Genomic DNA, 23,285 nt, shown 5'->3' on the forward strand with positions numbered 1-23,285 from the left:
GGTATATAATATTGAAAAAATTTTTAAAAATTATTGCACCATTACTAGCCACTCTACTTTTAGTAACTGCTTGTTCAAGCGAAAAACAAAAGGTATTTATTTCTAATAACAGTGAAGGAGAATCAACGGAAGTCACTATATTTTACAGTGGTGATAACGTCAATAAGATGTCGTCAAAAGTTACATATAATATTAAAGATACTTACCCAGATGAAGATTATAATTTATTTAAAAATAGCTTTGATGAAAACCTAAAAGATGTAGTTGGTGTTACTTATAGCGTGGAAAAGAAAGATAATAAGATTAATATCAACTATGATGTAGATTTCACAAAAATAAATTATGATAAAGACAGAGAAAAACTTGGGTTTAAAAAAACATCACTTGATGAAGAACGTAAATTAAGTAATGTACAACAACAACTTGAAAACAATGGTTTGAAAGAGAAAAAATAATTGGAGGTAACTTATAGTATGAAAAAAATCCTTAAAACTAGTTTAATACTTTCTTCTATATTATTAATATTTACGGGTTGTTCAAATAAAGAAGATAAGCAATCTAATAATATAGAAAATCAAACACAAGATAATAATAAACCTAGTGAAAATACAGAAAAAAAAGATACTGTTCTTGTTAAGAATTATGTTATTTCTGAAGAAGGAAGTATGATTGATGTTGAAGTTGAATATAAAAACAATATAGCACAAAAAATGACTCAACTTTTCGTTAATAAGCCAATCTCAGAGTTAACGCAAAATGAAAAATTTAAGTTTGATGATGTAATAGAATCAACGCAATCTACAGAAACTAAAGAAAAAATAATTGAAGAATCTAAAGGTCTTAAATTAATAGCTAAAGAAGAAAATAATAATCTGACTATTAAAGCAATATTAGACTTAAATGAAATTTCTGAAAGTGATGCAAAAAATGCCCTAGGTAATTTTGATGGTTCACTAGATGATGCAAGAAAAATCGATAATTTTGAAAAAATTCTTGCTAAACTTGGCGTTACAGAGAAAAAATAACTTAACATAGAAGCTAAACAATAGTTTTAGCTTCTTTATTTTTTACCTTAGCTTGTATCTTATAGATAATTTTAGTATAATTAATAAGCAATAGAAGTTATAGAGGTGAAAAATTTGGAAATAATAGAGCTTAGAAAAGAACTTGAAGAAATTGAAAAAAGAATAACAGAGTTTAAAACCTCTTTAAAGATAGAAGATAAAGAACAACGAGTGGCTGAAATTGAAAACATGATGCTTGATGCTGATTTCTGGAATGATAGTGATAATGCAAGTGCTCTCGTTACAGAATCTAAGAGTATAAAAAAAGAATTAGATGAATTCTCCAATATGATTGACTATCTAGAACACTCTCAGGAAATGGTTGAATTCCTACGTGACGAAGAAGATAAAGAAATTTATGCTGACTTAGAAGAAACTGTGGCAATCCTTAAAGATAGTGTTGAAGATTTTAGCTTTAGATTGCTATTTTCTGAGGAATATGATAATAATAATGCTATTTTGGACATCCATGCTGGAGCTGGAGGTACTGATGCTACAGATTGGGCAGAAATCATGTTACGTATGTATGAAAGATTCTTCTCAAAACAAGGATTAAAATACAGTTATTTAAATTATCAATCAGGTGATATCACCGGAGTAAAATCAGCGACAATAAAGGTTGAAGGAGATTTTGCTTATGGCTTACTAAAAGGTGAAAAAGGTGTGCATCGTGTTATTCGTATTTCCCCTTTTGATCCTTCTGGAAAACGACATACCTCATTTGCCTCTATTGATGTTATGCCTGAATTTTCAGATGATGAAATTAATATAGAAATTAACAATGATGATTTGAAAATTGATACTTATCGTGCCCAAGGTGCTGGTGGGCAACATATTAACACAACAGATTCAGCAGTACGTATTACTCACCTTCCTACGGGAATAGTAGTTCAGTCACAAGCTGAAAGAAGTCAAATCAAAAATAAAGATTCAGCAATGAAGAATCTAAAGTCTAAACTATATCAATTAGAGTTGGAAGAAAAAGAAAGAGAATTAGCATCTATTCGTGGAGAACAAAAAGATATAGGTTGGGGATCTCAAATTCGTTCATATGTCTTTACTCCATATACTATGGTTAAGGATCATAGAACAAACTATGAAGTTTCTACCGTTGATAAAGTAATGGATGGCGACATTATTGATTTTATCGATGCTTATCTTCACTATAATATGAAAGAAAAAGAAGTGTTGTAAAAATACAACACTTCTTTTCTATATATCATTCTAGTTTACTTTTACATATCCTTGATCTAATAGATAATTTTCAGCTTTTTTAAAACTAACATCTGAAGTAGTAGTATCAACAGAAGTACCTGGGAGACCTATTAATTTATTTTTATCTACCTTAGTATAATCAACTGTTATCGTCTCATAAGCTGCATCATCTTGAAAATCTAACTTTTGTTCTAGCCCTTCAATACCTTTGTATTTTTCCATTATAGGCTTAGCATATTCTATAAATTTCGCTTTAGTAACACCCATTTGTTTGTAGTTCATTATATTGTATGCCGTTTGTTTAAGCACCTCATCTCCCTTATGATAATATGTAACTTCTAATTTTACTCCATTTCTTTCAGTATAAAATTTACTAACTTCTACATTTTTAGTTGAATCTTCTTTGTTTTTATTACTTTCTGTAACATTTGAAGTATTCTGCGAATTATTAGTAGTACTATTGTCTTTTGATGAACATCCTACTAAAAAAATTAATAAAACCATTGATATTATTGATAAAATTTTTTTCATTTTTTATACCCCTTTTGATGGAAAATTACTTAAATATTATTTTTTAGTAAATCCTTGACTTAATAAATGTTCTTCAGATTTTTTCATACTAATATCTTTACTGTCACCATCTATTGTAATACCTTGAATATTATTTAATTTACTTTTATCCGCTTTTGTATAATCAATAGTTAAAGTTTCAACTGCTTTGTCATCTTGGAAATCTATTTTTTCCTCTAACCCATCAATTCCTTGATATTGTTTTGCCAAAGGTTCTAATGCTTTTTTCACTTCATCTTTAGTAGCACCCATTTCTTTATAGTTCATTGTATTATTTGCAGTTTGTCTTAATACTTTATCACCATCATGATAATATGTTAATTCTATTTTTACTCCATTTTTTTCTAATACATATGTAGAGCTTTGTTCTTTTGCTGAACAACCAGCCACAAAAATTAATAATATAGCTGAAATTATTGATATGATCTTCTTCATTATTTTTTATTCTCCTTTTAATTTAAAATTACTATTTTTTTGTAAAACCTTGACTTAATAAAGATTCTTCAGTGTCTTTTAAGCTTACGCTTTCTACATCAGTATCTATATCCATTCCTGGTAAATCTTTTAATTTTTTCAAATCTACTTTTGTATAATCAATAGTCAGAGTTTCAACTGCTTTGTCATCATCAAAAACTATTTTTTGTTCTACTCCATCTATTCCTTGATATTTTTCAGATACCGGCATAGCTACGTCTTTTAATTCATCTTTAGTAACTGCCATTTTCTCATAATTCATGGTGTTCACTGTTGTTTGTTTAGTTACTTTGTCACTCTCATAATAAACAGTTATTTCAGTTTTAACACCACTTTTTTCCAAAACATATGTCTTACTACCATCTTTTGATGAACATCCAGCTAAAAAGATTAATAGTACTGCTGATAAAATCGTCAATATTCTCTTCATTCGAAATATGTCTCCTTATCAAATTTATTTTTTTATCTTTATAATGTATTAAGTACTATAAAGAACGATAAAACTACCCATATTTATTTTATAATATTGTTTTCTCCATTTATCAAGCTAAAAATTATAATCTTTCGTATTCTTCTGGAACATCAAATGGATTATCTTTGTTAATATGATCATAGAACATGATTCCATTTAAATGATCTATTTCATGTTGGAAACATATTGCTGGTAAGTCAGTTAATACTAATGTTACTTTCTCATCATTTTCATCATAACCAATTACTTTGATTTTTGAATATCTTGGAACATAGCCTTTTTTCTCTTCCTCAACTGATAAGCATCCCTCTCCTCCAGCTAAATAGCATTTAGCCGCTGAGTTAGAAATAATTTTAGGATTGTATAGCGCATAAGATACTGTATATTCAGGATTCTCTTCATCTGGAATGTGTACTGCAATCATACGTTTAGAAACATTAATTTGAGGCGCAGCAAGACCTATCCCTGGTTTTAATCCTAATTCTTCTGCTTTTTTATCATCTTGAGAAGCTATAACATACTCCAATAAACTTCTTAATATCTCTTTATCTTCATCAGATATTGGACTTTTTACTTCCTCTGCTCTTTTTCTTAGAGTTTCATGAGGATCAATAATTATATCTTTTGTTGTAATCAAAACTTATCTCCTTTATTTAAATACTAATTTCTTACTATTTATTATTTCACAAATACTTTATATTGTCAAAGAAGAGTTACATACAATATAGAATTCTTACCGTATTTAGTGCTTATTTAAAATTTATATACACTACAGTTTATCCAAAAGTATTTAAAATATTTATAAAGATACATTCTCTACAATTTATTTTATGAATTCGCTTTTGTAATTTTACTATTTTCGTGTTATTATATAGTTACTGACATTTATTAAATGAAATTTACGGGAGGTTATTTATGACTTTTGAAAATTACAAATACACAAGACCTAATTTAGAAGAAACATCTAAAAAACTATTAGACATTGAAAAAAGAGTTTTAGATGCTGCTTCTGCAAAAGATGTGTTAGCTGTTTTTGATGAATATAATACACTACGCAGAGACTTAGAAACACAAAGTGTTTTAGTTGAAATTAGACATACAATTGATACTACTGATAGTTTCTATGAAGAAGAACAAAACTTCTGGGATGATTATAAACCAGAATTAACAGCTCTATATAGTAAGGTAGATAAAGCTATATATAATTCAAAATTCAAAGATGAATTAAAAAAAGAAATTGGAGAACACTACTTCAATTTAACAGAAACAACATTAAAAGTATTTAGTGATGAAATTATTGAAGACTTAAAAGAAGAAAATAAAACTGCTTCTGAATATACTAAACTTACTGCAAGTGCTCGTATCCCATTTGATGGAGAAGAACGTAACCTTAGTGGTATGGCGAAATATACTCAACATGAAGATAGAGAAACTAGACTTGAAGCTTCTAAAGCAGTTGCTAAGTTCTTCAAAGATAATTTAGAACAATTCGATAATCTATTTGATAAATTAATCAAAGTACGTACACGTATTGCTAAAAAACTTGGTTTTGAAAACTTTGTTGAAGTAGCTTACCTACGTTTACGCCGTACAGATTATACTTCTAAAGATGTTGCTAACTATAGAAAACAAGTATTAAATGATGTAGTACCTTTAGTAGAAGAATTTAAAGCTGCACAAGCTAAACGTCTTGGATTAGAAAAATTATCATTCCACGATGAATCTGTAACTTTCAAATCTGGTAACCCTACTCCTAAAGGAAACCGTGAGCAGCTTGTTGAAAGTGCTAAAACAATGTATAAAGAATTATCTCCTGAAACAGATGTATTCTTTAAATTTATGACTGATAACAACCTATTAGACTTAGATACAAAACCTGGTAAATCTGGTGGTGGATATTGTACATTTATCCCTAACTATAAAGCACCATTTATCTTTGCTAACTTTAATGCTACTCCACATGATGTTGAAGTATTAACTCACGAAGCTGGACATGCATTCCAAGTATATCAAAGTAAAGACTTTATCCCAGAATACGTTTGGCCTACTTTTGAAGCTTGTGAAATCCACTCAATGAGTATGGAATACTTAACTTGGCCTTGGATGAACTTATTCTTCAAAGAAGAAACTGAGAAATTCAAATACTACCATATTACTGGTTCTGTTAAATTCTTACCATATGGTGTAACTGTAGATGAATTCCAACATGCAGTTTATGAAAACCCAGAATTAACACCTTATGAACGTCGTATGAAATGGCTAGAAATTGAGAAAAAATATCTTCCATCTCGTGACTACTCAGAGATTGCTGACTTAAATGAAGGATTATTCTTCTACCGTCAACTTCACATTTTCTTATACCCATTCTACTACATTGATTACACATTAGCTCAAGTATGTGCACTTCAATTCTGGAATAAATCAAGAGAAAATAGTAAAGAAGCATGGGAAGAATACTTACACCTTTGCCGTTTAGGTGGTACTAAACCATTTACTGAGTTAATCAAAGCAACTTCTCTTAAAAATCCATTCGAAGATGGAACTATTGAAACTATAGTGCCAGAAGTTAAAAAATACGTTGATTCTGTTGACACAACTGAATTCTAATGATTAGAGCGAGGTTACCCTCGCTCTTTAATTTAATTTTAATTATAGCTTCTATAATTAAAATAATGTCTTTATTTATTAAAAAGCTAATTAAGTAGAATTATAGAATAAATTAGATTGGAGGAAAAAATATGAATGATAAAAAAATAGCAGCATTCTTTGACATAGATGGTACTCTACATAGAGATTCACTAATGAATGAACACTTTAAAAAGTTAATAAAATATGAAGTTGTTGATGAACGTTTTTGGGTAAATGGTGTTAAAGATTCTTACATAAATTGGGATAAAAGATTTGAAGATTATGATAACTATTTATTTGATGTTTCTGCAGCATATGTAAAAGCAATTACAGGTTTACACAAAAAATATATTGACTTCGCTACAGAGCAAGTTATGAAATTAAAAGCAGATCGTGTATATAAATACACACGTAATATTATTGAAAAACATAAAAAAGAAGGACATCTAATAATATTTATTTCAGGAAGTCCCGACTTTTTAGTAGAAGCAATGGGTAAAAAACATCATGCTTTTCTTGCTATAGGTAGTAAATATATAATGAAAAATAATTATTTTACTGGTGAAGTTATTCCGATGTGGGATGCAGAAAGTAAAAATAAAACTATAGACAGATTAGTAGAAGAATATAATATAGACTTAGATAAATCATATGCTTATGGTGATACAAATGGTGACTACAATATGCTTCGCCGTGTTGGTAATCCTGTTGCAATGAATCCAAGTAAAGAGTTGTTTACTAAAATTAAAGCAAATGAAGAACTAGCAAAAAAAGCTACTATTCTTATTGAACGTAAAGATGTTATCTACAAAACAAAAGCAGACATAGACATACTAGAATTATAGAAAAAACTCAAGGAATGACAATATGTACATTTCTTGAGTTTTTTAAAAGAAAAATAAAAAGAAAGAAAGAGGACTTAACTTAATACTTCTAACTTAATGCTAGCTTACTTTTTATATTTACTCCATAAGTATTAGATATCTTTTTCTCATCTTTATAGGTATTAAAGACGTTTTTTAATAATCTACATCCTTCAAACATATAACTCTCATGAATAGAATAAAATGAAAATTCTTTTTCTTTCCCCTTTTTCACATACTTAATTATACATTTTCTCGGATAACATTCAATACTTCTTATATCATCATAATAAATTTTCAAACCTGATGGTTTATAAAGATATCTTAGTGAAGTAATTTTAACATAATCATTTCTAAAATAAATATCACCAAAGAAACTTACAGTAATACAATAATTTACTCTATCTAAAACTGGTAATTCTTTATTTTTAAATAATATGTTAAAGTTGTTTTTAATATGAGAAAGAGGAGAATTGTACTTTTTATTATAAAAATCATAGTCTTCCTCGATCAATATTCTTTCTACATTAGTTAATGCCTTTAAATTAATATTTTCCATAGCAAATCCTCCTTACTACATTTAGTATAATAAATAAGTTGGACAAAATAAGGGAATTAATGAATTTTTTAATTAATTTTTTAATTTATTAATTTTCAATCCAATAATATTATTCTTTCTCTATTAATATATAAAACAAACTAAATAAACCAACTAATAAAATTATTACAATATCTTTCCAACCCTGATTTAATTCTAAAAATTTTATTAGAATAGCAGGTATACCCATAATAATTATGAGGAATATTAATAATTTTACTAATACACAATGACATACCACATAATTCCAACAATTATTTTTATTGTTACTAGGCTCTTTATCACTAATACTTTCTGTATTATCTTTATTTTCTTTATTCATACTTTTCTCCTCTGTATTTTCTTCAATATTTTTAATTTCTGTATAAAATCCATCACAATAAGTTCTAATTTTCAAAGGAAACAATCTTCTAAAATATGGTTTTCTTGGTAACATATATTCTCTATTTTCCCATTGTATTTTTAACAAATACATACAGATTAATCTTATTTTTTTCTGGCTTTTTTCAGATAATTTCACTTCAGCTTTTTCTAATATATTTTCAAGTTCATCAATAATATAATTCATTACTTTAACATATTCGGAATTCTCTTCTTTTTTTGAAAATCTAAGTTTCGCACGTACTATGTATACATCTTCTAAACTTACTTCAGATTCCCCTGCTATTCGTGATAAATCTTTCCTCCAACCGGTAATAAAATCTAATTCACTGTTTAATTTTTTACTAACAACTATTGTATTAACTATTGTAGTTATTAAGACTCCAAATAACCCAACTAACGCAACTATAATTTCAACTTTCATTTCTACACCTCCCTTTCTTCTATTATTTTTACATTATCTCCTTGGCTATTTAGCCACATTTTTATCCCATCTCCATAACACTCTGCAGTTATAGTATGTGTCTTATCTTGAGTTTTTATTACTTTAGCAGTAGGCAACCTATCCAATACAGCCTCTAATGATGGACCACTAAATTCAAAGGTGAATTTCTTTAATTTTCCTGAATACATAAACTGGATTCTTTTTCTAAATTCTCCATCTTCAAATCTATCTTTATATGGAATATAGAATCTTTCATCTCTATATTTTATATTTCTTATTCTATCAACTCTAAATACCAACGGCATATCTTCTTCCACATTTAAGCCATATGATATAAGATAAAAATAGTATTCTGAGAACATTATTGCCGCAGGTTTGACTTCCTTTTTAGTTTGTTTCTTATCCATACGACTATAATCAAATGTTATTAGCTTTTTCTCTCTGATAGCTATTGATAAATCCCACAGAATCTCTAATAATTCTTTTCCGTGTTGTAGTTCAATGTAGTGATGAAGTTCGTCTAAAATTAAATCATCCACTTCTTTTTTACTTTTATGACTTAACTGATTTTGGAACTTTTTAATTAAAGGAACCATCTCATTTTTTGTCAGAGCCCTACTCTCAAGTAATATTTTACTAACGGCTAAAATTTCTTTTTGAGTTAGAGTATTATCACTATCCGATACAGCTTTATAGACATAATGTTTATTCTCTACTTTAATTTCAAACTCGCCTATTTCATTCCTTTTCTCATAAAGATAATATCTTAATTCTTCAATATCTCTTTGAATAGTTTTTAACGATACACCATATTCAGTAGCCAAATTTTCTTTTAATAACTTTTCTCCTCTCCTAAACCTATCATATATTTCTAGCGCTCTAAAAGCCTTGTCCTTTTTCAAAACCTCCACCTTCCTTTACTCTCTATTAGTTGTAAGCACTTTCTATTATAATGTAAATAGTTTTTAATTTCAATAATATTTTTACATTATATATATTCGAATCATCTCCTTTAAATACAGAATATCAAACTACTTGGACATATTTTGTCTTAAATTATTAATTACTATTTTTTAGTCAAATATTTTTCACAATTATTAATTTATCTATAAAAATTTTAGTCATACTGTAATTTTTTTTATAATTTTATTATTTTTTCTCATATCGCTTTACATTGTAATTGATAATGATTATAATTTAAAGTAGAAGAATTTATAGAAAGCGAGTATTTATTACATATGAAAAAATCTAAATTATTCCTAGCAATTATGACAGGGGCATTAGTTATTAGCGGTTGCTCTGCCAAAACTGAACAAAAGAAAGAAGAAAATAAGACTGAACAAGTTGATACTTCTAAAAGCACTAAAGATCAGTTAAAACAGGCTACTGAAGCTTACAAAAAATATGTTGAAGGTCAAGTAGATAATCTATTAAAAGATACTGAGAAATTTGCTGAGACTTTAAAAGCTGGTAAACTAGACGAAGCTAAAAAACAATATCCACTTATTCGTATGGCTTATGAACGTTCTGAGCCAATCGCAGAAAGCTTTGGAGAATTAGACGTAAATATCGATTTCCGTCTTGCTGATTACTTAGAAGAAAATAAAACTGAAGAAGGTTGGAGAGGATTCCACAGAATCGAAAAAATTATGTGGGAACAAAATACAACTAAAGGTACTGAAGAATATGCAGAACAATTAGTTAAAGACGTTAAAGAATTAAAAGCTAAAGTTGCTACTGTAGAAGTAACACCAGACTTAATGGTTACTGGAGCTGTAGACTTACTAAACGAAGTTGCAACACAAAAAATAACTGGTGAAGAAGAAGTTTACTCACACACTGACTTATACGACTTCAAAGCTAATATCGAAGGTGCTGAAGAAATCTTCAAAATCTTTAAACCTTTAATTGAGAAAAAAGATAGTAAATTAGCTAAAGACTTAGAAGAAAAATTTGCTACTATCAACGGTTTATTAGACAAATACAAAACTGATGATAAAAACTACAAACTATACACTGACCTATCAAAAGAAAACACTAAAGAACTTTCTGAAGCTGTTACTAAATTAGGTGAGCCATTATCACAAATGGGTGTTATTTTAGACGAAGAGGCTAAGTAATATGGCTAAAAATGGTAATAATTGGACTGACAAAAAAATAACGCGTCGTGATTTCCTAAAAAAAGCTGGTATGACTAGTGCTGGTGCCGTTGTAGGGGCATCTGCAATAGGAGGTTTCTTTGCAAACAAAGCAGAAAATCAGCGTGAAATTGCTGATGGTGATGAAAAAATCACTTTTTACGGTGAACACCAAGCTGGAATCACTACGTTAATGCAAAAAAATATCTATTTTGTTGTATTAGATCTTCATTCAACAAATCGTGAAGATGTTATAAACATGTTTAAAGAATGGACTCAATATAGCGAAAAACTTGTTAATGGTGAACTTGTTGAGCCTGCTCTTAAAAACCATTACTTACCACCAAAAGACACAGGAGAAACGGTAGGACTTAACCCCTATCGTTTAACTCTTACCTTTGGAATTAGTCCTAGTTTCTTGAAAAAAATGAAATTAGAGAATAAAGGTCTTGCTGAATTTAAAGACCTACCTCCTTTTGCTCGAGAACAACTAAAAGAAAGGTATACTGGTGGAGATATTTGTATCCAAGCATGTGCTGATGATGAGCAAGTGGCGTTCCATGCTGTGAGAAACTTAATTCGTAAAGCTCGCTCTACTGTGACTATGAAGTGGAGTCAATCTGGCTTCGCTGCTATTGGAAATAGAAAAGAGACACCAAGAAACCTATTTGGTTTTAAAGATGGTACAGCTAATGCAACAAAAGAAGATCAATTTAATAATATAGTTTGGTGTGACAAAGATAACTGGATGAAAGGTGGAAGCTACATGGCTGTTCGTCGTATCCAAATGCACCTTGAAACATGGGATAGAACAAACTTAAATGAACAAGAACATACGTTTGGTAGATATAAAGATAGCGGTGCTCCTCTTGGTGAAAAAGACGAATTCGCTACTGTAGACTTAGAGAAAAAAGGTCCTGATGGAAAACTATATATTCCTGAAGACTCTCATGTACATCTAGCTCATAAAACTGGAGTTGAATTACTGCGACGTTCTTACTCATACGCTGATGGTATTAATGATACAACTGGTCAATTTGAATCTGGTCTATTATTTATAGCATTCCAAAAGGATCCTCAGCAATTCATTACAATTCAAAACAGTTTAGGTAATGAAGATAAAATGAATGAATACATCACACATATAGGTAGTGGACTATTCGCATGCTTCGGTGGTGTAAAGGAAGGTGAATATATTGGTCAAAAATTATTTGAGTAAAATTTTAATAACATTTGTTATTATTTTCACTTCTTTTATACCTTTAGCTCATACAGCTATTGCTAAAGAATCTTATAGTGATTTATTTATTAAAATTACAGATGCTAATACTGCCCTTAAAAATAATGATAAGGACAAAGCAAAAAAATTAATTGAAGAATTCAGAAATGAATTTAATGCTACAAAAAATTCAGATTCAGAGGCGGGTAAAAGAGTTAAGAAAACTGCCCTTTCTGAAAATCTAGATGAGGATCAGTTAAGAGAATTATCTACTGCTCTTCTTGCTTTTGAAACAGAACAAAATCCTATAGATATTGAGGCAGAAAAAAAAGCTTTTAAAACAAAACTTTATCCTTCTTTTGATAAGCTTGAAAAAGCTATTGATACTAAAGATGTAGAAACAATGAAAGCTGAGTACGTTAAATATAACGCTGCTTGGGTTCGTAATGAAGGAATCGTAAGATCTGTTGAACCGGCTTACTATGGAAAAATCGAAACAACAATGTCATTTTTACGTAGTTCTATGGAAGTCGAGCCTTATGATTACCAAACTACAAAAATGTATCTATCTGACTTAAAAAAACATCTAGATGATTTCTTAGCTGGAAAAAAACTTGAACAAAATTCAGATGTAAAAACTTTGGATCAAGGGATTAAATTATTAGAAGAAAGTTATAATGCTTTTGTTTCTGGTGATAAAGCCCAAGGTTCTCAAAAAATGAAGAAATTTATCGAGGTATGGCCAGTTATTGAAGGTGATGTTCGTACTAGAAATGCTTCACTTTATACTAAAGTTGAGAGTGAAACTCCTATAATTATGGTTAAAGGTAACGAACAAAAATACCAAGATCAACTTAAAGATTTAATAGCTGAATTATCAAAAATCGATACAAAATCAAACTATAATGCTATTGATTCTATGTTAATCCTACTACGTGAGGGTGTTGAAGCATTAGTAATCGTGCTATCACTTGCTAGTGCTCTAAGAGCAGCAAAACAACGTAAAGGTCTTGTTTGGGTTTATGCTGGAGCTATCGCTGGTATTTTAGCAAGTATCTTAGCTGCAGTAGTACTAAAATACTCATTCCCTGCTCTATCTTCTGGTACTAACAGAGAGATAATAGAAGGTGTTGTTGGTATTTTTGCTGTTATAATGATGATTGGTATTGGTATTTGGCTGCATAGTAAATCTTCGGTTAAGGCATGGAAAGATTATATGGATAAAAAATTAAATGTTGTCTTATCAACAGGAAGTTTTGTCTCAATGTTTGCTCTAAGTTTCCTTGCAGTATTCCGTGAAGGTGCTGAAACAATACTTTTCTACGCAGGTATTATGCCATTAATTACTACATCTAACCTACTTATTGGAATTGGATTAGCAATAGTTGCACTTGTCATTCTAGGTTTCGCTATGATGAAAGCATCTGGAAAATTACCTATTAGTAAAGTGTTCCTAGTGTTATCATGGTTAATCTATATTCTTGGATTTAAGATGTTAGGAGTTAGTATCCACGCATTACAAATTACAGATATGTTATCAAATCATATAATTGATCATATGCCAACAATTGAATGGCTAGGTATCTATCCAAGCTATGAAGTAGTAATTTCACAAATAGTATACATGATAATAGTTATTCTTAGCATGATATATGAAAAATCAAAACATAAATAGGTGTTAAAATATGAAATACGGCGATAAAGTATCTACCGTTGATCATTTAACTGAACTAAGAAGGAGAATGATATATTGTTTAATATTTTTTATCATCTCCTTCGTAGTTAGTTTAATTTGGTCATCTGATATATATAAATTTTTAACAAGTAAATTTAATCATAAGTTGATTGTTTTAGGACCTAATGATATACTATGGATATATCTTACTTTAGCAGGAATTTGCGCAATAACATTTACTATTCCATTTACCTGCTATCAAATATGGGCATTTATTAAACCTGGACTAGAAGAAAGAGAAGCACGCGCATTATTAGCATATATTCCTGCAGTATTTATTTGTTTTTCTTTAGGATTAGCATTTGGTTTCTTTCTTGTAACACCAGCAATTCTAAATGTATTACTTTCTATTGGTGATGATTTATTTAATACTCAATTAACTGCCCAAAATTACTTATCTTTTGTAATTAATACTACGATTCCTATTGCAATTTTATTTGAATTTCCAGTAATTATTGCATTTCTAACATCAATCGGTATTATTACACCACTATTTTTAATACGTAATAGACGTTATGCCTACTTTATTTTAATATTTGTTGCTGTAGTTATTACCCCAGCAGATTTTATTAGTGATATAGTAATGTCTATTCCACTTATTCTTATATATGAATTAAGTGTTTTAATAAGTAAGTATATTTATAAAAAAAGAGGTGACTAGAATGGGATTCTTACGTGATATAGGAGCTCCTGGAGTTATAGTGTTAGTTCTTGCTGCACTTCTTATCTTCGGGCCTAAACGACTACCAGAATTAGGTGAATCAATCGGAAAAATGTTTACATCATTTAAAAAATCAATATCTGGATTAACTGATGATGAATCGTCTTCTGATAAAAATGAAAATGAAAAAGAAAATAAATAAAGAAGTAGTTTTTTATTAGTAATATTAACTAATAAAAAACTACTTCTTTTACTTTTAAGGGATTTATTTTGCTAATTCTTTTAAATCATAAGGAGTCAATTGATAAACTTGATTTATCCAGTTATGGTAAAACAGGTATGCCACTCCACGCCAAGTATTTTGAGGTGTTTTTGTATCATCATCATTTGGATAATAGTTATATGGTACTTCTATAGGAAGATTACTATTTTTATCTCTTAAATATTCATTTTGAAGTGTATCTGCCTCATACTCTATATGTCCTGTTATAAATATTTTTCTTAAGTCTTTTGTTGCTAATAAAAATGTACCCACATCTTCAGATTTTGCCAATACATCTAATTCAGGAATAGTTGATAATTTTTCTTCTTCGATTTTCGTATGTCTAGAATGTGGCGCTAAAAAGCTATCCGTAAAACCACGTGTTAATGAATGATTTTCTATTAGTACATCGTGTTCGAATACACCAAAAATCTTTCCATCAACCTGCTCTTTTTTTATTCCAAAATGATGATATAAGCTTGCTTGAGCTGCCCAACAAATATTTAAAGTTGAAAATACATGCGTCTTGCTCCACTCAAAAATAGACTGTAATTCTTTCCAATAATTCACTTCTTCAAATTCTAGATGCTCTATTGGCGCTCCAGTTATTATTAAAGCATCATAGAAATTATCTTTAATTTGATCAAAAGTAGTATAGAATTTTTTCAAATATGAGTTAGCTGTATTTTTAGCTTGATGTGTCGCTACATGTAAAAACTCTACTTTAATTTGGATAGGAGAGTTTCCTAATAATCTAAGTAATTGTCTTTCTGTTTCTTCTTTTTTAGGCATTAAATTTAAAATAAGGATTCTTAATGGTCGAATATCTTGGTTTTTCGCTCTATTTTCTTCAATTACTATTACTCCCTCTTCTAATAACGTGTTTTTTACTGGTAAATCATTTTGTATACATATTGGCATAATTCTGCTCCTCCTAAAGTCATTCATAATAAAAAAACGCCCCTACTATATCCTTGATACAGTAGGGACGACTATAATCGTGTTACCACCCATTTTTATAAATAATCTCGCAATTATTTACCTTAATTGGTACGTGTTCATACCATTGTGTTATATCGTACACAGACGTAGTTACCTATTAGATAACTATAACTCCAAGACCATTTTCAAATAAACAATATTTTACTTTCTCACACCAACCGAAAGTTCTCTGTTTTAATATTAAATTAATTTACTTATCTTTTCTTTGTTCAATTCTATTAAATTACTTATAGTATAATTAATTTATTACTTTTTGTCAATAATTTATTACAAAATAATTGTCTAGTTTTAACTTTAAATATAAAAAGTATGACTACTTGCTGCAGTCATACTCTTATTATTATTTATTAAATTCTACTAATGTAAATTTCTCTCCATCATAGTCTAAGACACTTACTGAAGTATTAATTATTACTCCTCTAGAAACCTCTTTAATTCCTTTTTGTGTTAAAAATGATCTAATTAATCCACCATGACATACTGCTAATATAGTTTTATCTGGATGCTCGTTATATTTTTCTTTAAAGAACTCCTCTACTCTATCTGCAGCTTCAGTATCTAATTCCATCCCACGAGTTTCTCCAGCTTTAAGACCTGCCCCGTACTCTGCAAATGAAACTCCTTCATAGCCACCATATGATTTTTCTATTAAACGTTTGTCTTTAATAACAGACAAGTTTTTATTATTTTCACTGTTAGAATTATCTAACATATATCTTGCTGTATCAAATGCACGCTCTAACGTACTGCTATATGCAACATCAATCTCATGTCCTTCAAGTTTTTTACCTGCTTCCTTACCTTGACGAATTCCTTCTTCATTTAATGGTATGTCACTATGACCTTGAACTTTTTTATTTTTATTATAATCTGTCTCTCCGTGACGTGCTAAAATTATGCGCATATGTATCTCTCTTTCTATTTTTTTATACACACTATTATAAAATACATATAGAAAAAAATAAAGTAGAATATTTCTAAACTACTTTATTTTATATCTGTTAAATATTAAATTCTTCTAATGTAAATTCCTGACCATCAAAATTTACTATATTTAATGATGTATTATTTATCATTTCATTATGTGGGTATAAGCCTAAAGTTCGTAAAAATATACGAATCAGCGCCCCATGACATACTACAAAAATTGTTTTTCCTTTGTATTCATCATATTGATTAATAAAAAACTCAGACGCTCTTTTATATACCCTCTCCTCAAGTTCAACAGTTTCTAATCCTTCTCCTGATTCTAATGCAGAAAAGTATTCTTCAAAAGTACTTCCTTCAAAATCTCCAAAATACTTTTCTATTAATCTATCATCAGTAATAATTTCTAATTCTTTATTGCCACTATTTTTAGAGTTATCTAGCATTAATCTAGCCGTTTGTTTTGCTCTTTTTAAAGGACTGCTAAATGCAGCATCTACATCATACTTAGATATCTTTGATCCTGCATTTATCGCTTGGTTTTCTCCCGTTTCATTTAACGGAATATCAGTGTGCCCTTGGATTTTTTTATTTTTATTAAAATCTGTTTCACCATGTCTTACTAATAATATTTTCATAATATATTTCTTCCTATTCGAAGATAAAATCTTCATCCTCAATTGATTCAACGTTCATACTTACTACGTATCCATCACCTTTAACACTAAAGAAGTCATGGTTTTTAGTTGATGTATTCATCGCATTTTCAATAATTGGGTTAATATCTTTATCTTCAAAGTATCCTGGGTAACCTAAGTTAGCTAATGCACGGTTTGCATTGTATTCAACATAATCTTTAACTTCATCGTATAACCCAATTTCTCCATAAATATCTTGAGTATATTTAAGCTCATTTTCATATAAATCTAATAATAATTTATACATTTCTTTTTTAGCTTTTTCTTGTTCTTCTTTAGTTAATGTTTTGAAGATTTCTTGTGCATCAAACCCTGTAAAACTTCCGTGGATAGTTTCGTCAAGTAAGATTTTACGGATAATCTCACCTGAAGTTGTTACTTTACCTTGTCCAGCTAAGTATAATGGATAGAAGAATCCACTATAGAAAATGTAACTTTCTAAGAATACTGATGCTACTCTAGCCATGTATAAATCGTAAGTTTTTACTTCTGGCTTAAATAGTTTCATGTAGTAACTTTCAATAAGGTTTGCTTTATATTGTAGTTCCGCATTATTTGGAACCCATTCATCTAGTAAATAGTCTGTTTCTTTACTTGGAATTAATGATGTGAAAATTGTTGAATAACTCTTAGCATGCATTTGTTCCATCATACCCATAAAGCTATATACAGCCTGTTTTCTCATATCTTCTGTGTGAAGAGATACTAATGGCATACCTTTATCACCTTGTTGAGTATCAAGACCTGTTAACCCTGCTAATACTTTTTTATAAGCATCACGCTCTTTATCATTTAAATCTTCATTCCAGCTTTTAATATCTTTAGAAACTTTAAATTCTGTATCTACCCAAAACTGAGCAATGTTTTGACGCCAATACATAAATGTTAAGTCATCTTGTTTATTCCAGTTTACTGCTTTCATTTTTTATAAAATTTCCTCTCTTTTCTATATCGCACATGAAGTACATTCTTCTACTGAAAGAAGTTTGTTTCTAGTGTAATACAGTGATTTTAATCCTTTGTGGTGTGCGTAGATATAATATCTAGCAAGTTCTCTAGTAGTAATATCTGAATTTACATATAATATTACAGAAATACCTTGGTCTACGTGTTCTTGGATTACTGACATTAAGTCAATGAGTTTCATTTGATCCATTGTGAATGCTGATTTGTAGTACCATTGTGTTTTTGGACTTAAGTATGGCATTGGATAGAATGTTTCAGCATTTCCGTAAGTTCTACGTTCGATTTTATCAACAATCGGTAACACACTTGATGTTGAGTTTTGAACATAAGAAATACTTTGAGTTGGAGCTATAGCCATTCTGTACGCATGGTATAATCCGTTCTCTTTAATTCTATTTTTTAAACTGTGCCAATCTTCTTTAGTAGGAATATAAATCCCTTCAAATAATTCTTTTACTTTATCTGATTTTGGTAAGTAATCTTTTTCGATATATTTAGCAAAATAACTTCCGTTATAGTAATCAGATTTTTCAAAGTCTTTGAAGCTTTGTCCTCTTTGTTTTGCTATTTGCATTGAACGTTCTAAAGTATAGTAGTTCATCATCATAAAGAAGACATTAGCAAAATCTTTCGCTTCTTCACCATCATATGCTATACAGTTTTTAGCTAAATATCCATTAAGGTTCATCGCCCCAAGACCAACTGAGTGGAACTCTTCGTTAGCTTTTACTACACCAGGTGCATTTTTAATTTTTGTAGAATCACTTACAAATGTTAAGGCATCCATACCTGAGTAAATAGATTCTTTAACTTTTTTACTTTCCATTACATTAACAATGTTTAATGATGCTAAGTTACAAGAAATATCACGTTTAATAATATCTCCTTCACCGTAATCTTTAATTACAGAAGTTTCTTGTAATTGAAAAATCTCTGTACATAAGTTACTCATCTTAACTTGACCAATTTCACGAAGTGCATGGTTTTTATTAGCATTATCTTTAAACATTAAGTATGGGTATCCTGATTGTAATTGTGTTTGTGCTATTAAGTTCAGCATATCACGAGCATTATATTTACGTTTCATAATGTTCTCATTAGCAACAAATTCGTCATAATATTTCGCTAAATCTATATCATCTAATACTAGACCGTACTCTTCATAGATTGAATGAGGTCCAAACATATAGAAATCTTTATTCTCACGTGCTAAATCAAAGAATAATGATGGAACGATAATACCAGTAGAAATAGTTGGTAAACGTAATTCTTCATCGGCGTTAACTTTTTTAGTATCTAAAAATTCTAATACATCATAGTGGAAGATGTTTAAGTACACAGCTCCAGCCCCAGGACGTTGTCCAAGTTGATCTGCATATGCAAAACCTTGTTCTAAAGATTTAGCTACAGGAATAACCCCTTTAGCTACACCTTTAATTCCTTTAATACTTTCTCCACGTGCACGAAGTTTAGATAAGTTTATCGCTACCCCTCCACCAATTTTAGAAAGTTGTTTTGCTGTAGAATCAATGTAGTTTATAGAATTTAGTGAATCTCCTACTTCTAATAAGAAACAAGATACTAATTCTCCACGACGACTTCTTCCAGAGTTTAGGAAAGTTGGAGTCGCTGGTTGAACACGTTGCTCTAACATAGAAATCATAAGTTCTTTAGCTAAAGAAACATTTCCATCTGCTAAATACATAGCTACTATAAAAACGTGTTGATTATAGTTTTCTAAATATTGTTTTTTATCATTTGTTTTTAATGCATAGTCTTTATAGAACTTACTTGCTGCCATATAACTTTTGAACTCAAATTTATAATTAGCTGCAAGTTCTAAACATTCAACAATCTCATCTTCAATATATTTATCAAAAATATTATAATAGTAGTTTTCTTCTACTAAGTATCTTAATCTCTTAATTTCAGAACTAAACTTTACTGTTTTATAGTCTACTTCACGAAGAAACTCAGCAATAGCTTCTTGATCTTTTTCTAATCTGAAAAATCCATTATCTCCACGCTTTGTAACTTCATTATTTAATTCTATATGGTTAAATTTTTCCATTTTTCACACTCTCCAAATAAATTTTCTTAAATTTTATTAAGTCTTTTGTATTTCCATGTAATTCAATTTTCATAAGAAGCGGAACTTCATACTGTTCACTAATAGTATCTGCAGCTTTTGCAAATCTATTACCCCAATTTTTATTTCCACTGCCTACTACACCTTTTAAATGTTTATTATTTTTCTCTAAAAATCTTTCAACATCTTCTGGAACTTTTCCAAAACCAATAGTAGGTGTAATTAGTATATAATCGAAATCAACATCGTAATCTATTTCCCATAAATCTATAACATCTTCTTCTGGTATCTTACACATGTCTATGAATCTTTTACAATTTCCTGTTAATGAAAATACTATTACTTTCACTTTTCCTCACTCTCCCACAAAAAATATTTCCGGATTATTTCCCGGAAATTTCTAACTTAGTAATTATTATACACTTAAATATATATTTTTTCAACAGGAAACATCGACTTTTTTCCAATCAAAATATTTGTAAAAAGTTCTTACCTTTTTTAACCTTTATAGTAGCGAATTCTATTGTTTTTTTATTTTAAAATATAAATAAATTTTGAAAATTATTTTTTAAAGTAAAATAAAGGTATAAGAATGTATAAATTTTGTACACTCTTATACCTTTATTAATTATTAGTTATTTGATTTGTCATTTGTTCTTCTTGCAAACTCTGAAAAATAAAATTTATCAACTCTATGGCGACTTTCATTATAATGAAGGAAATCTGTTCCTTCTGTATAAATATCACTTCTTAAAACAGCAATATGATTATGTCCATTTAAATCGATATATTTAACATCCTCATCATTTACAGGCTCTATTTTAAAATCTTTGTTTCCATAAGAAATTTTAATCCCTAAATCGTTCTCTAAATAATTATATAACGATTCTTTTACTTTTTCTGTAGGAAGTTCTTCTATTATATTCTTTTTAATATAATCTTTATCTAAGATTACTGCTTCGCCATCAATTATTCTTTGGCGTACCAAATAAATAACCTTCTCACCTCTTTTTAACAAACCTTGTTTGATTAAAAATTCAGGTGCGTCAATTTCTTTATTTTCTATTACCCTAGTCTCTATTTCATTATTTAAAAATTCATGTCGTTCTTTGAAGCTCAAAATACCAGTTACAGGCATTCTATATCTGTGAACATCTAGGACGATTGAACCCTTGCCTTGAATTTTATGAATATAACCATTCTCTAGTAATAGTAATAAAGCCTTTCTAATAGTTTCCCTAGATACACCATACTCTCTGGCTAAATCATTTTCACTAGGTAGCAAACTATTAGATCTATATTGTTTGTTTTCAATTTTTTCTTTTAACTCTAAATAGATCTTAAAAAACTTATTCATGATTCCCCCCAAATAGTTGATTATACCATTATTTTAACACAAATTACTGTAATTACAACTACTTTTTACTCAAATTCTTTATTTTTAGGAAATAATTTGTTAAAAAATGTAAATATGTAAACCAAAATCCTTAAACGTCTTATCTCTTCTATTCTTTTTCTAATACTAATTATGCATATTTATGGTATAATATGCATTGGAGGTTACTCTATGAAAAAATTTTTTACAACATTTTTAATAATAATTCAATGCTTTTCATTATTTATCAGCTCTATTTTAGCTGTGATTTTTTATGTTTGTTTCGACATAAACTTCTATAAAGAATTCTACCAAAAGGAAAACATAGCAAATTACATAGATACTTCAAGTGATAACTTAATAAATAATACACAAAACCTATTGAATTACTTAAATAAAAAAGAACAACTAAATACAGACTGGTTTTCCGAGAAAGATATTTTACATATGGTAGATGTTCAAAATTTATATACTTTTAGTCATAGCATTATGATTTACTGTTTTATCACATTTATTCTATCTACTATAATAATTATTTTAATTTTACGAGGAAAATCTTTACTATATATTACTAAAATCTTTAATAAAGTCTTGCTGCTATTTATAGTCCTAGTTGGTGGGCTTTCTGCAGTTATAGCTTATAATTTTAATTCTTTTTGGATTAAGTTTCATACTACTCTTTTTTCAAATGATTTATGGTTATTAAGCCCAAATGAGTCTAATTTAATAAAAATGGTACCAGAAGAATTTTTTATAAGTCTTATTACAAAAATAATAATTTACATCTTAATACTATTTATCTTATTATTTACTAGTAATATTGTTATAAGAAAAAAACTAACAAAATAATAGCTTTAAAAATTTAATTTGTTTTTATGATATGATATAATTGTTTCTATCATAAAGGAAGAAAACATAAGAAAGGAAATACAATGGCAGAAAATAAAGATAAAAATGTTATTACCGAAGACAAAGTAACATTTAGACTATGTGATGATTGTTTAGGAGTAAACTTAAAAACATTAATTCCTAAACTTAAGAAAAAAGCACCAAACGCAGAATTTATTATAGGATGCCAATCTTATTGTGGACCTGGAAGAACACAAACTTTTACCTTAGTAAATAGTAGAATCTGTATTGCTGATACTGAAGTAGAATTAATGCCTCTAGTTGATGAAAAACTTCGTGATCGTATGAGTGCTGAAGATGAAGAAAAATATAGAAAACGTCTTGAACGACGCCTACAACGTACTTTCTATTTTATCATTCCAGAAAATGTTACTGTTAAAGTTGGAGAAGATGTTGATATTAGTAAAGAAGGAGTTATTGCTAGAAAAGCGGGACAATCTTATTTAGAAAATCTTGTTATAGAGACTAACTTTGACAAAAATACTCCAGGTACTTATGAGGCTGTTTACAAAGTAGAGATAGACGGAAAAGAACATAAAAGAACTAGAACTATTACAGTTACTGAATAACACTTCAAAGGAGAGATTAAATAAA

At 29.0% G+C, this 23,285-nt stretch carries 26 protein-coding genes and 1 pseudogene; 13 read left to right on the forward strand and 14 right to left on the reverse strand.

The features are described 5' to 3' along the window. The first annotated feature begins 11 nt into the window (after window positions 1-11). The 3 genes from T369_RS0101200 to prfB all read left to right on the forward strand — a co-directional run bounded on the left by T369_RS0101200 (window position 12) and on the right by prfB (window position 2,258). Window positions 12-455: a DUF1307 domain-containing protein gene (locus tag T369_RS0101200; protein WP_031550660.1), complete on the forward strand. Its 444-nt coding sequence runs from the start codon at window positions 12-14 to the stop codon at window positions 453-455. A gap of 18 nt (window positions 456-473) precedes the next feature. Next, the gene (locus tag T369_RS0101205) at window positions 474-1,025 is read left to right on the forward strand and encodes a hypothetical protein (protein WP_031550664.1); all 552 of its coding nucleotides are present in this window, start codon (window positions 474-476) and stop codon (window positions 1,023-1,025) included. Between the two features lie 114 nt (window positions 1,026-1,139). After that, window positions 1,140-2,258, forward strand: a complete 1,119-nt coding sequence (gene prfB, locus T369_RS0101210) for a peptide chain release factor 2 (RefSeq protein ID WP_031550667.1) — start codon at window positions 1,140-1,142, stop codon at window positions 2,256-2,258. Window positions 2,259-2,288: 30 nt separating this feature from the next. Here the strand turns inward: prfB and T369_RS0101215 are convergent, their stop codons facing one another. From T369_RS0101215 to def, 4 genes are all read right to left on the reverse strand, one after another. Further along, the gene (locus T369_RS0101215; RefSeq protein ID WP_031550670.1) at window positions 2,289-2,810 is read right to left on the reverse strand and encodes a YehR family lipoprotein; all 522 of its coding nucleotides are present in this window, start codon (window positions 2,808-2,810) and stop codon (window positions 2,289-2,291) included. Window positions 2,811-2,846: 36 nt separating this feature from the next. Continuing rightward, entirely contained in the window at window positions 2,847-3,284 is a 438-nt protein-coding gene (locus tag T369_RS0101220) for a YehR family lipoprotein (protein ID WP_031550673.1), read from the reverse strand. A gap of 31 nt (window positions 3,285-3,315) precedes the next feature. After that, window positions 3,316-3,753 (reverse strand): YehR family lipoprotein, encoded by a 438-nt coding sequence (locus T369_RS0101225; protein ID WP_031550676.1) that lies wholly within the window; start codon window positions 3,751-3,753, stop codon window positions 3,316-3,318. A 124-nt stretch (window positions 3,754-3,877) separates the two neighbouring features. Further along, on the reverse strand, window positions 3,878-4,432 hold the full coding sequence (gene def, locus T369_RS0101230; RefSeq protein ID WP_031550679.1) for a peptide deformylase: 555 nt from the start codon (window positions 4,430-4,432) through the stop codon (window positions 3,878-3,880). 278 nt (window positions 4,433-4,710) lie between these two features. Between def and T369_RS0101235 the strand changes: the two genes are divergently transcribed. After that, window positions 4,711-6,402, forward strand: coding sequence for a M3 family oligoendopeptidase (locus tag T369_RS0101235; RefSeq protein ID WP_031550681.1), 1,692 nt, complete (start codon window positions 4,711-4,713; stop codon window positions 6,400-6,402). Between the two features lie 131 nt (window positions 6,403-6,533). Continuing rightward, window positions 6,534-7,268, forward strand: a complete 735-nt coding sequence (locus T369_RS0101240; protein ID WP_006363603.1) for an HAD family hydrolase — start codon at window positions 6,534-6,536, stop codon at window positions 7,266-7,268. 88 nt (window positions 7,269-7,356) lie between these two features. Here the strand turns inward: T369_RS0101240 and T369_RS0101245 are convergent, their stop codons facing one another. From T369_RS0101245 to T369_RS0101255, 3 genes are all read right to left on the reverse strand, one after another. Then, the gene (locus T369_RS0101245) at window positions 7,357-7,845 is read right to left on the reverse strand and encodes a hypothetical protein (RefSeq protein WP_031550686.1); all 489 of its coding nucleotides are present in this window, start codon (window positions 7,843-7,845) and stop codon (window positions 7,357-7,359) included. A gap of 109 nt (window positions 7,846-7,954) precedes the next feature. After that, entirely contained in the window at window positions 7,955-8,689 is a 735-nt protein-coding gene (locus tag T369_RS08950) for a glutathione S-transferase family protein (RefSeq protein ID WP_031550689.1), read from the reverse strand. Between the two features lie 2 nt (window positions 8,690-8,691). Then, window positions 8,692-9,612 carry a helix-turn-helix transcriptional regulator gene (locus T369_RS0101255; RefSeq protein WP_051618951.1) on the reverse strand — a complete coding sequence of 307 codons (921 nt, stop codon included), beginning with the start codon at window positions 9,610-9,612 and terminating at the stop codon, window positions 8,692-8,694. 336 nt (window positions 9,613-9,948) lie between these two features. On the opposite strand from T369_RS0101255, the gene efeO reads away from it, so the two are divergent. From efeO to T369_RS0101280, 5 genes are read left to right on the forward strand one after another with little or no spacing between them, the layout of a single operon-like run. Beyond that, entirely contained in the window at window positions 9,949-10,830 is an 882-nt protein-coding gene (gene efeO, locus T369_RS0101260; RefSeq protein ID WP_031550695.1) for an iron uptake system protein EfeO, read from the forward strand. 1 nt (window position 10,831) lies between these two features. Continuing rightward, window positions 10,832-12,067 (forward strand): iron uptake transporter deferrochelatase/peroxidase subunit, encoded by a 1,236-nt coding sequence (efeB, locus tag T369_RS0101265; RefSeq protein ID WP_031550698.1) that lies wholly within the window; start codon window positions 10,832-10,834, stop codon window positions 12,065-12,067. After that, the gene (locus T369_RS0101270; protein ID WP_233417870.1) at window positions 12,036-13,742 is read left to right on the forward strand and encodes an FTR1 family iron permease; all 1,707 of its coding nucleotides are present in this window, start codon (window positions 12,036-12,038) and stop codon (window positions 13,740-13,742) included. The genes efeB and T369_RS0101270 overlap by 32 nt, the downstream gene beginning before the upstream one ends. A 10-nt stretch (window positions 13,743-13,752) precedes the next feature. After that, the gene (gene tatC, locus T369_RS0101275) at window positions 13,753-14,463 is read left to right on the forward strand and encodes a twin-arginine translocase subunit TatC (protein ID WP_031550704.1); all 711 of its coding nucleotides are present in this window, start codon (window positions 13,753-13,755) and stop codon (window positions 14,461-14,463) included. A gap of 1 nt (window position 14,464) precedes the next feature. Further along, a complete protein-coding gene (locus T369_RS0101280) occupies window positions 14,465-14,665 on the forward strand; it encodes a twin-arginine translocase TatA/TatE family subunit (RefSeq protein ID WP_006363611.1) in 201 nt (66 codons plus the stop codon). A 63-nt stretch (window positions 14,666-14,728) separates the two neighbouring features. Here the strand turns inward: T369_RS0101280 and T369_RS0101285 are convergent, their stop codons facing one another. From T369_RS0101285 to treR, 7 genes are all read right to left on the reverse strand, one after another. Continuing rightward, window positions 14,729-15,646, reverse strand: a complete 918-nt coding sequence (locus tag T369_RS0101285) for a homoserine O-succinyltransferase (RefSeq protein ID WP_031550709.1) — start codon at window positions 15,644-15,646, stop codon at window positions 14,729-14,731. Between the two features lie 421 nt (window positions 15,647-16,067). Continuing rightward, window positions 16,068-16,631, reverse strand: a complete 564-nt coding sequence (locus T369_RS0101290) for a histidine phosphatase family protein (RefSeq protein WP_031550711.1) — start codon at window positions 16,629-16,631, stop codon at window positions 16,068-16,070. Between the two features lie 97 nt (window positions 16,632-16,728). Then, the gene (locus T369_RS0101295) at window positions 16,729-17,292 is read right to left on the reverse strand and encodes a histidine phosphatase family protein (RefSeq protein ID WP_031550714.1); all 564 of its coding nucleotides are present in this window, start codon (window positions 17,290-17,292) and stop codon (window positions 16,729-16,731) included. Window positions 17,293-17,305: 13 nt separating this feature from the next. Continuing rightward, window positions 17,306-18,274, reverse strand: coding sequence for a class 1b ribonucleoside-diphosphate reductase subunit beta (gene nrdF, locus T369_RS0101300; protein ID WP_006363615.1), 969 nt, complete (start codon window positions 18,272-18,274; stop codon window positions 17,306-17,308). Between the two features lie 24 nt (window positions 18,275-18,298). Next, complete coding sequence (gene nrdE, locus T369_RS0101305) at window positions 18,299-20,389, reverse strand: class 1b ribonucleoside-diphosphate reductase subunit alpha (protein ID WP_031550717.1); 2,091 nt, start codon at window positions 20,387-20,389, stop codon at window positions 18,299-18,301. Beyond that, on the reverse strand, window positions 20,376-20,756 hold the full coding sequence (gene nrdI / locus T369_RS0101310) for a class Ib ribonucleoside-diphosphate reductase assembly flavoprotein NrdI (RefSeq protein ID WP_006363617.1): 381 nt from the start codon (window positions 20,754-20,756) through the stop codon (window positions 20,376-20,378). Before nrdI ends, nrdE begins: the two co-directional genes overlap by 14 nt. A gap of 282 nt (window positions 20,757-21,038) precedes the next feature. Further along, window positions 21,039-21,764, reverse strand: a complete 726-nt coding sequence (treR, locus tag T369_RS0101315) for a trehalose operon repressor (RefSeq protein ID WP_006363618.1) — start codon at window positions 21,762-21,764, stop codon at window positions 21,039-21,041. A 210-nt stretch (window positions 21,765-21,974) separates the two neighbouring features. On the opposite strand from treR, the gene T369_RS0101320 reads away from it, so the two are divergent. From T369_RS0101320 to T369_RS09585, 3 genes and pseudogenes are all read left to right on the forward strand, one after another. Continuing rightward, window positions 21,975-22,631 carry a TIGR01906 family membrane protein gene (locus T369_RS0101320; RefSeq protein ID WP_031550721.1) on the forward strand — a complete coding sequence of 219 codons (657 nt, stop codon included), beginning with the start codon at window positions 21,975-21,977 and terminating at the stop codon, window positions 22,629-22,631. An 83-nt stretch (window positions 22,632-22,714) separates the two neighbouring features. Beyond that, a pseudogene (locus T369_RS08825) lies at window positions 22,715-23,032 on the forward strand (YuzB family protein); the annotation flags it as partial. Window positions 23,033-23,047: 15 nt separating this feature from the next. After that, window positions 23,048-23,260, forward strand: coding sequence for an immunoglobulin-like domain-containing protein (locus T369_RS09585; RefSeq protein ID WP_411431472.1), 213 nt, complete (start codon window positions 23,048-23,050; stop codon window positions 23,258-23,260). Window positions 23,261-23,285 lie beyond the last annotated feature (25 nt).

This window comes from Gemella sanguinis ATCC 700632 (genome assembly GCF_000701685.1).
Lineage (GTDB): Bacteria > Bacillota > Bacilli > Staphylococcales > Gemellaceae > Gemella > Gemella sanguinis.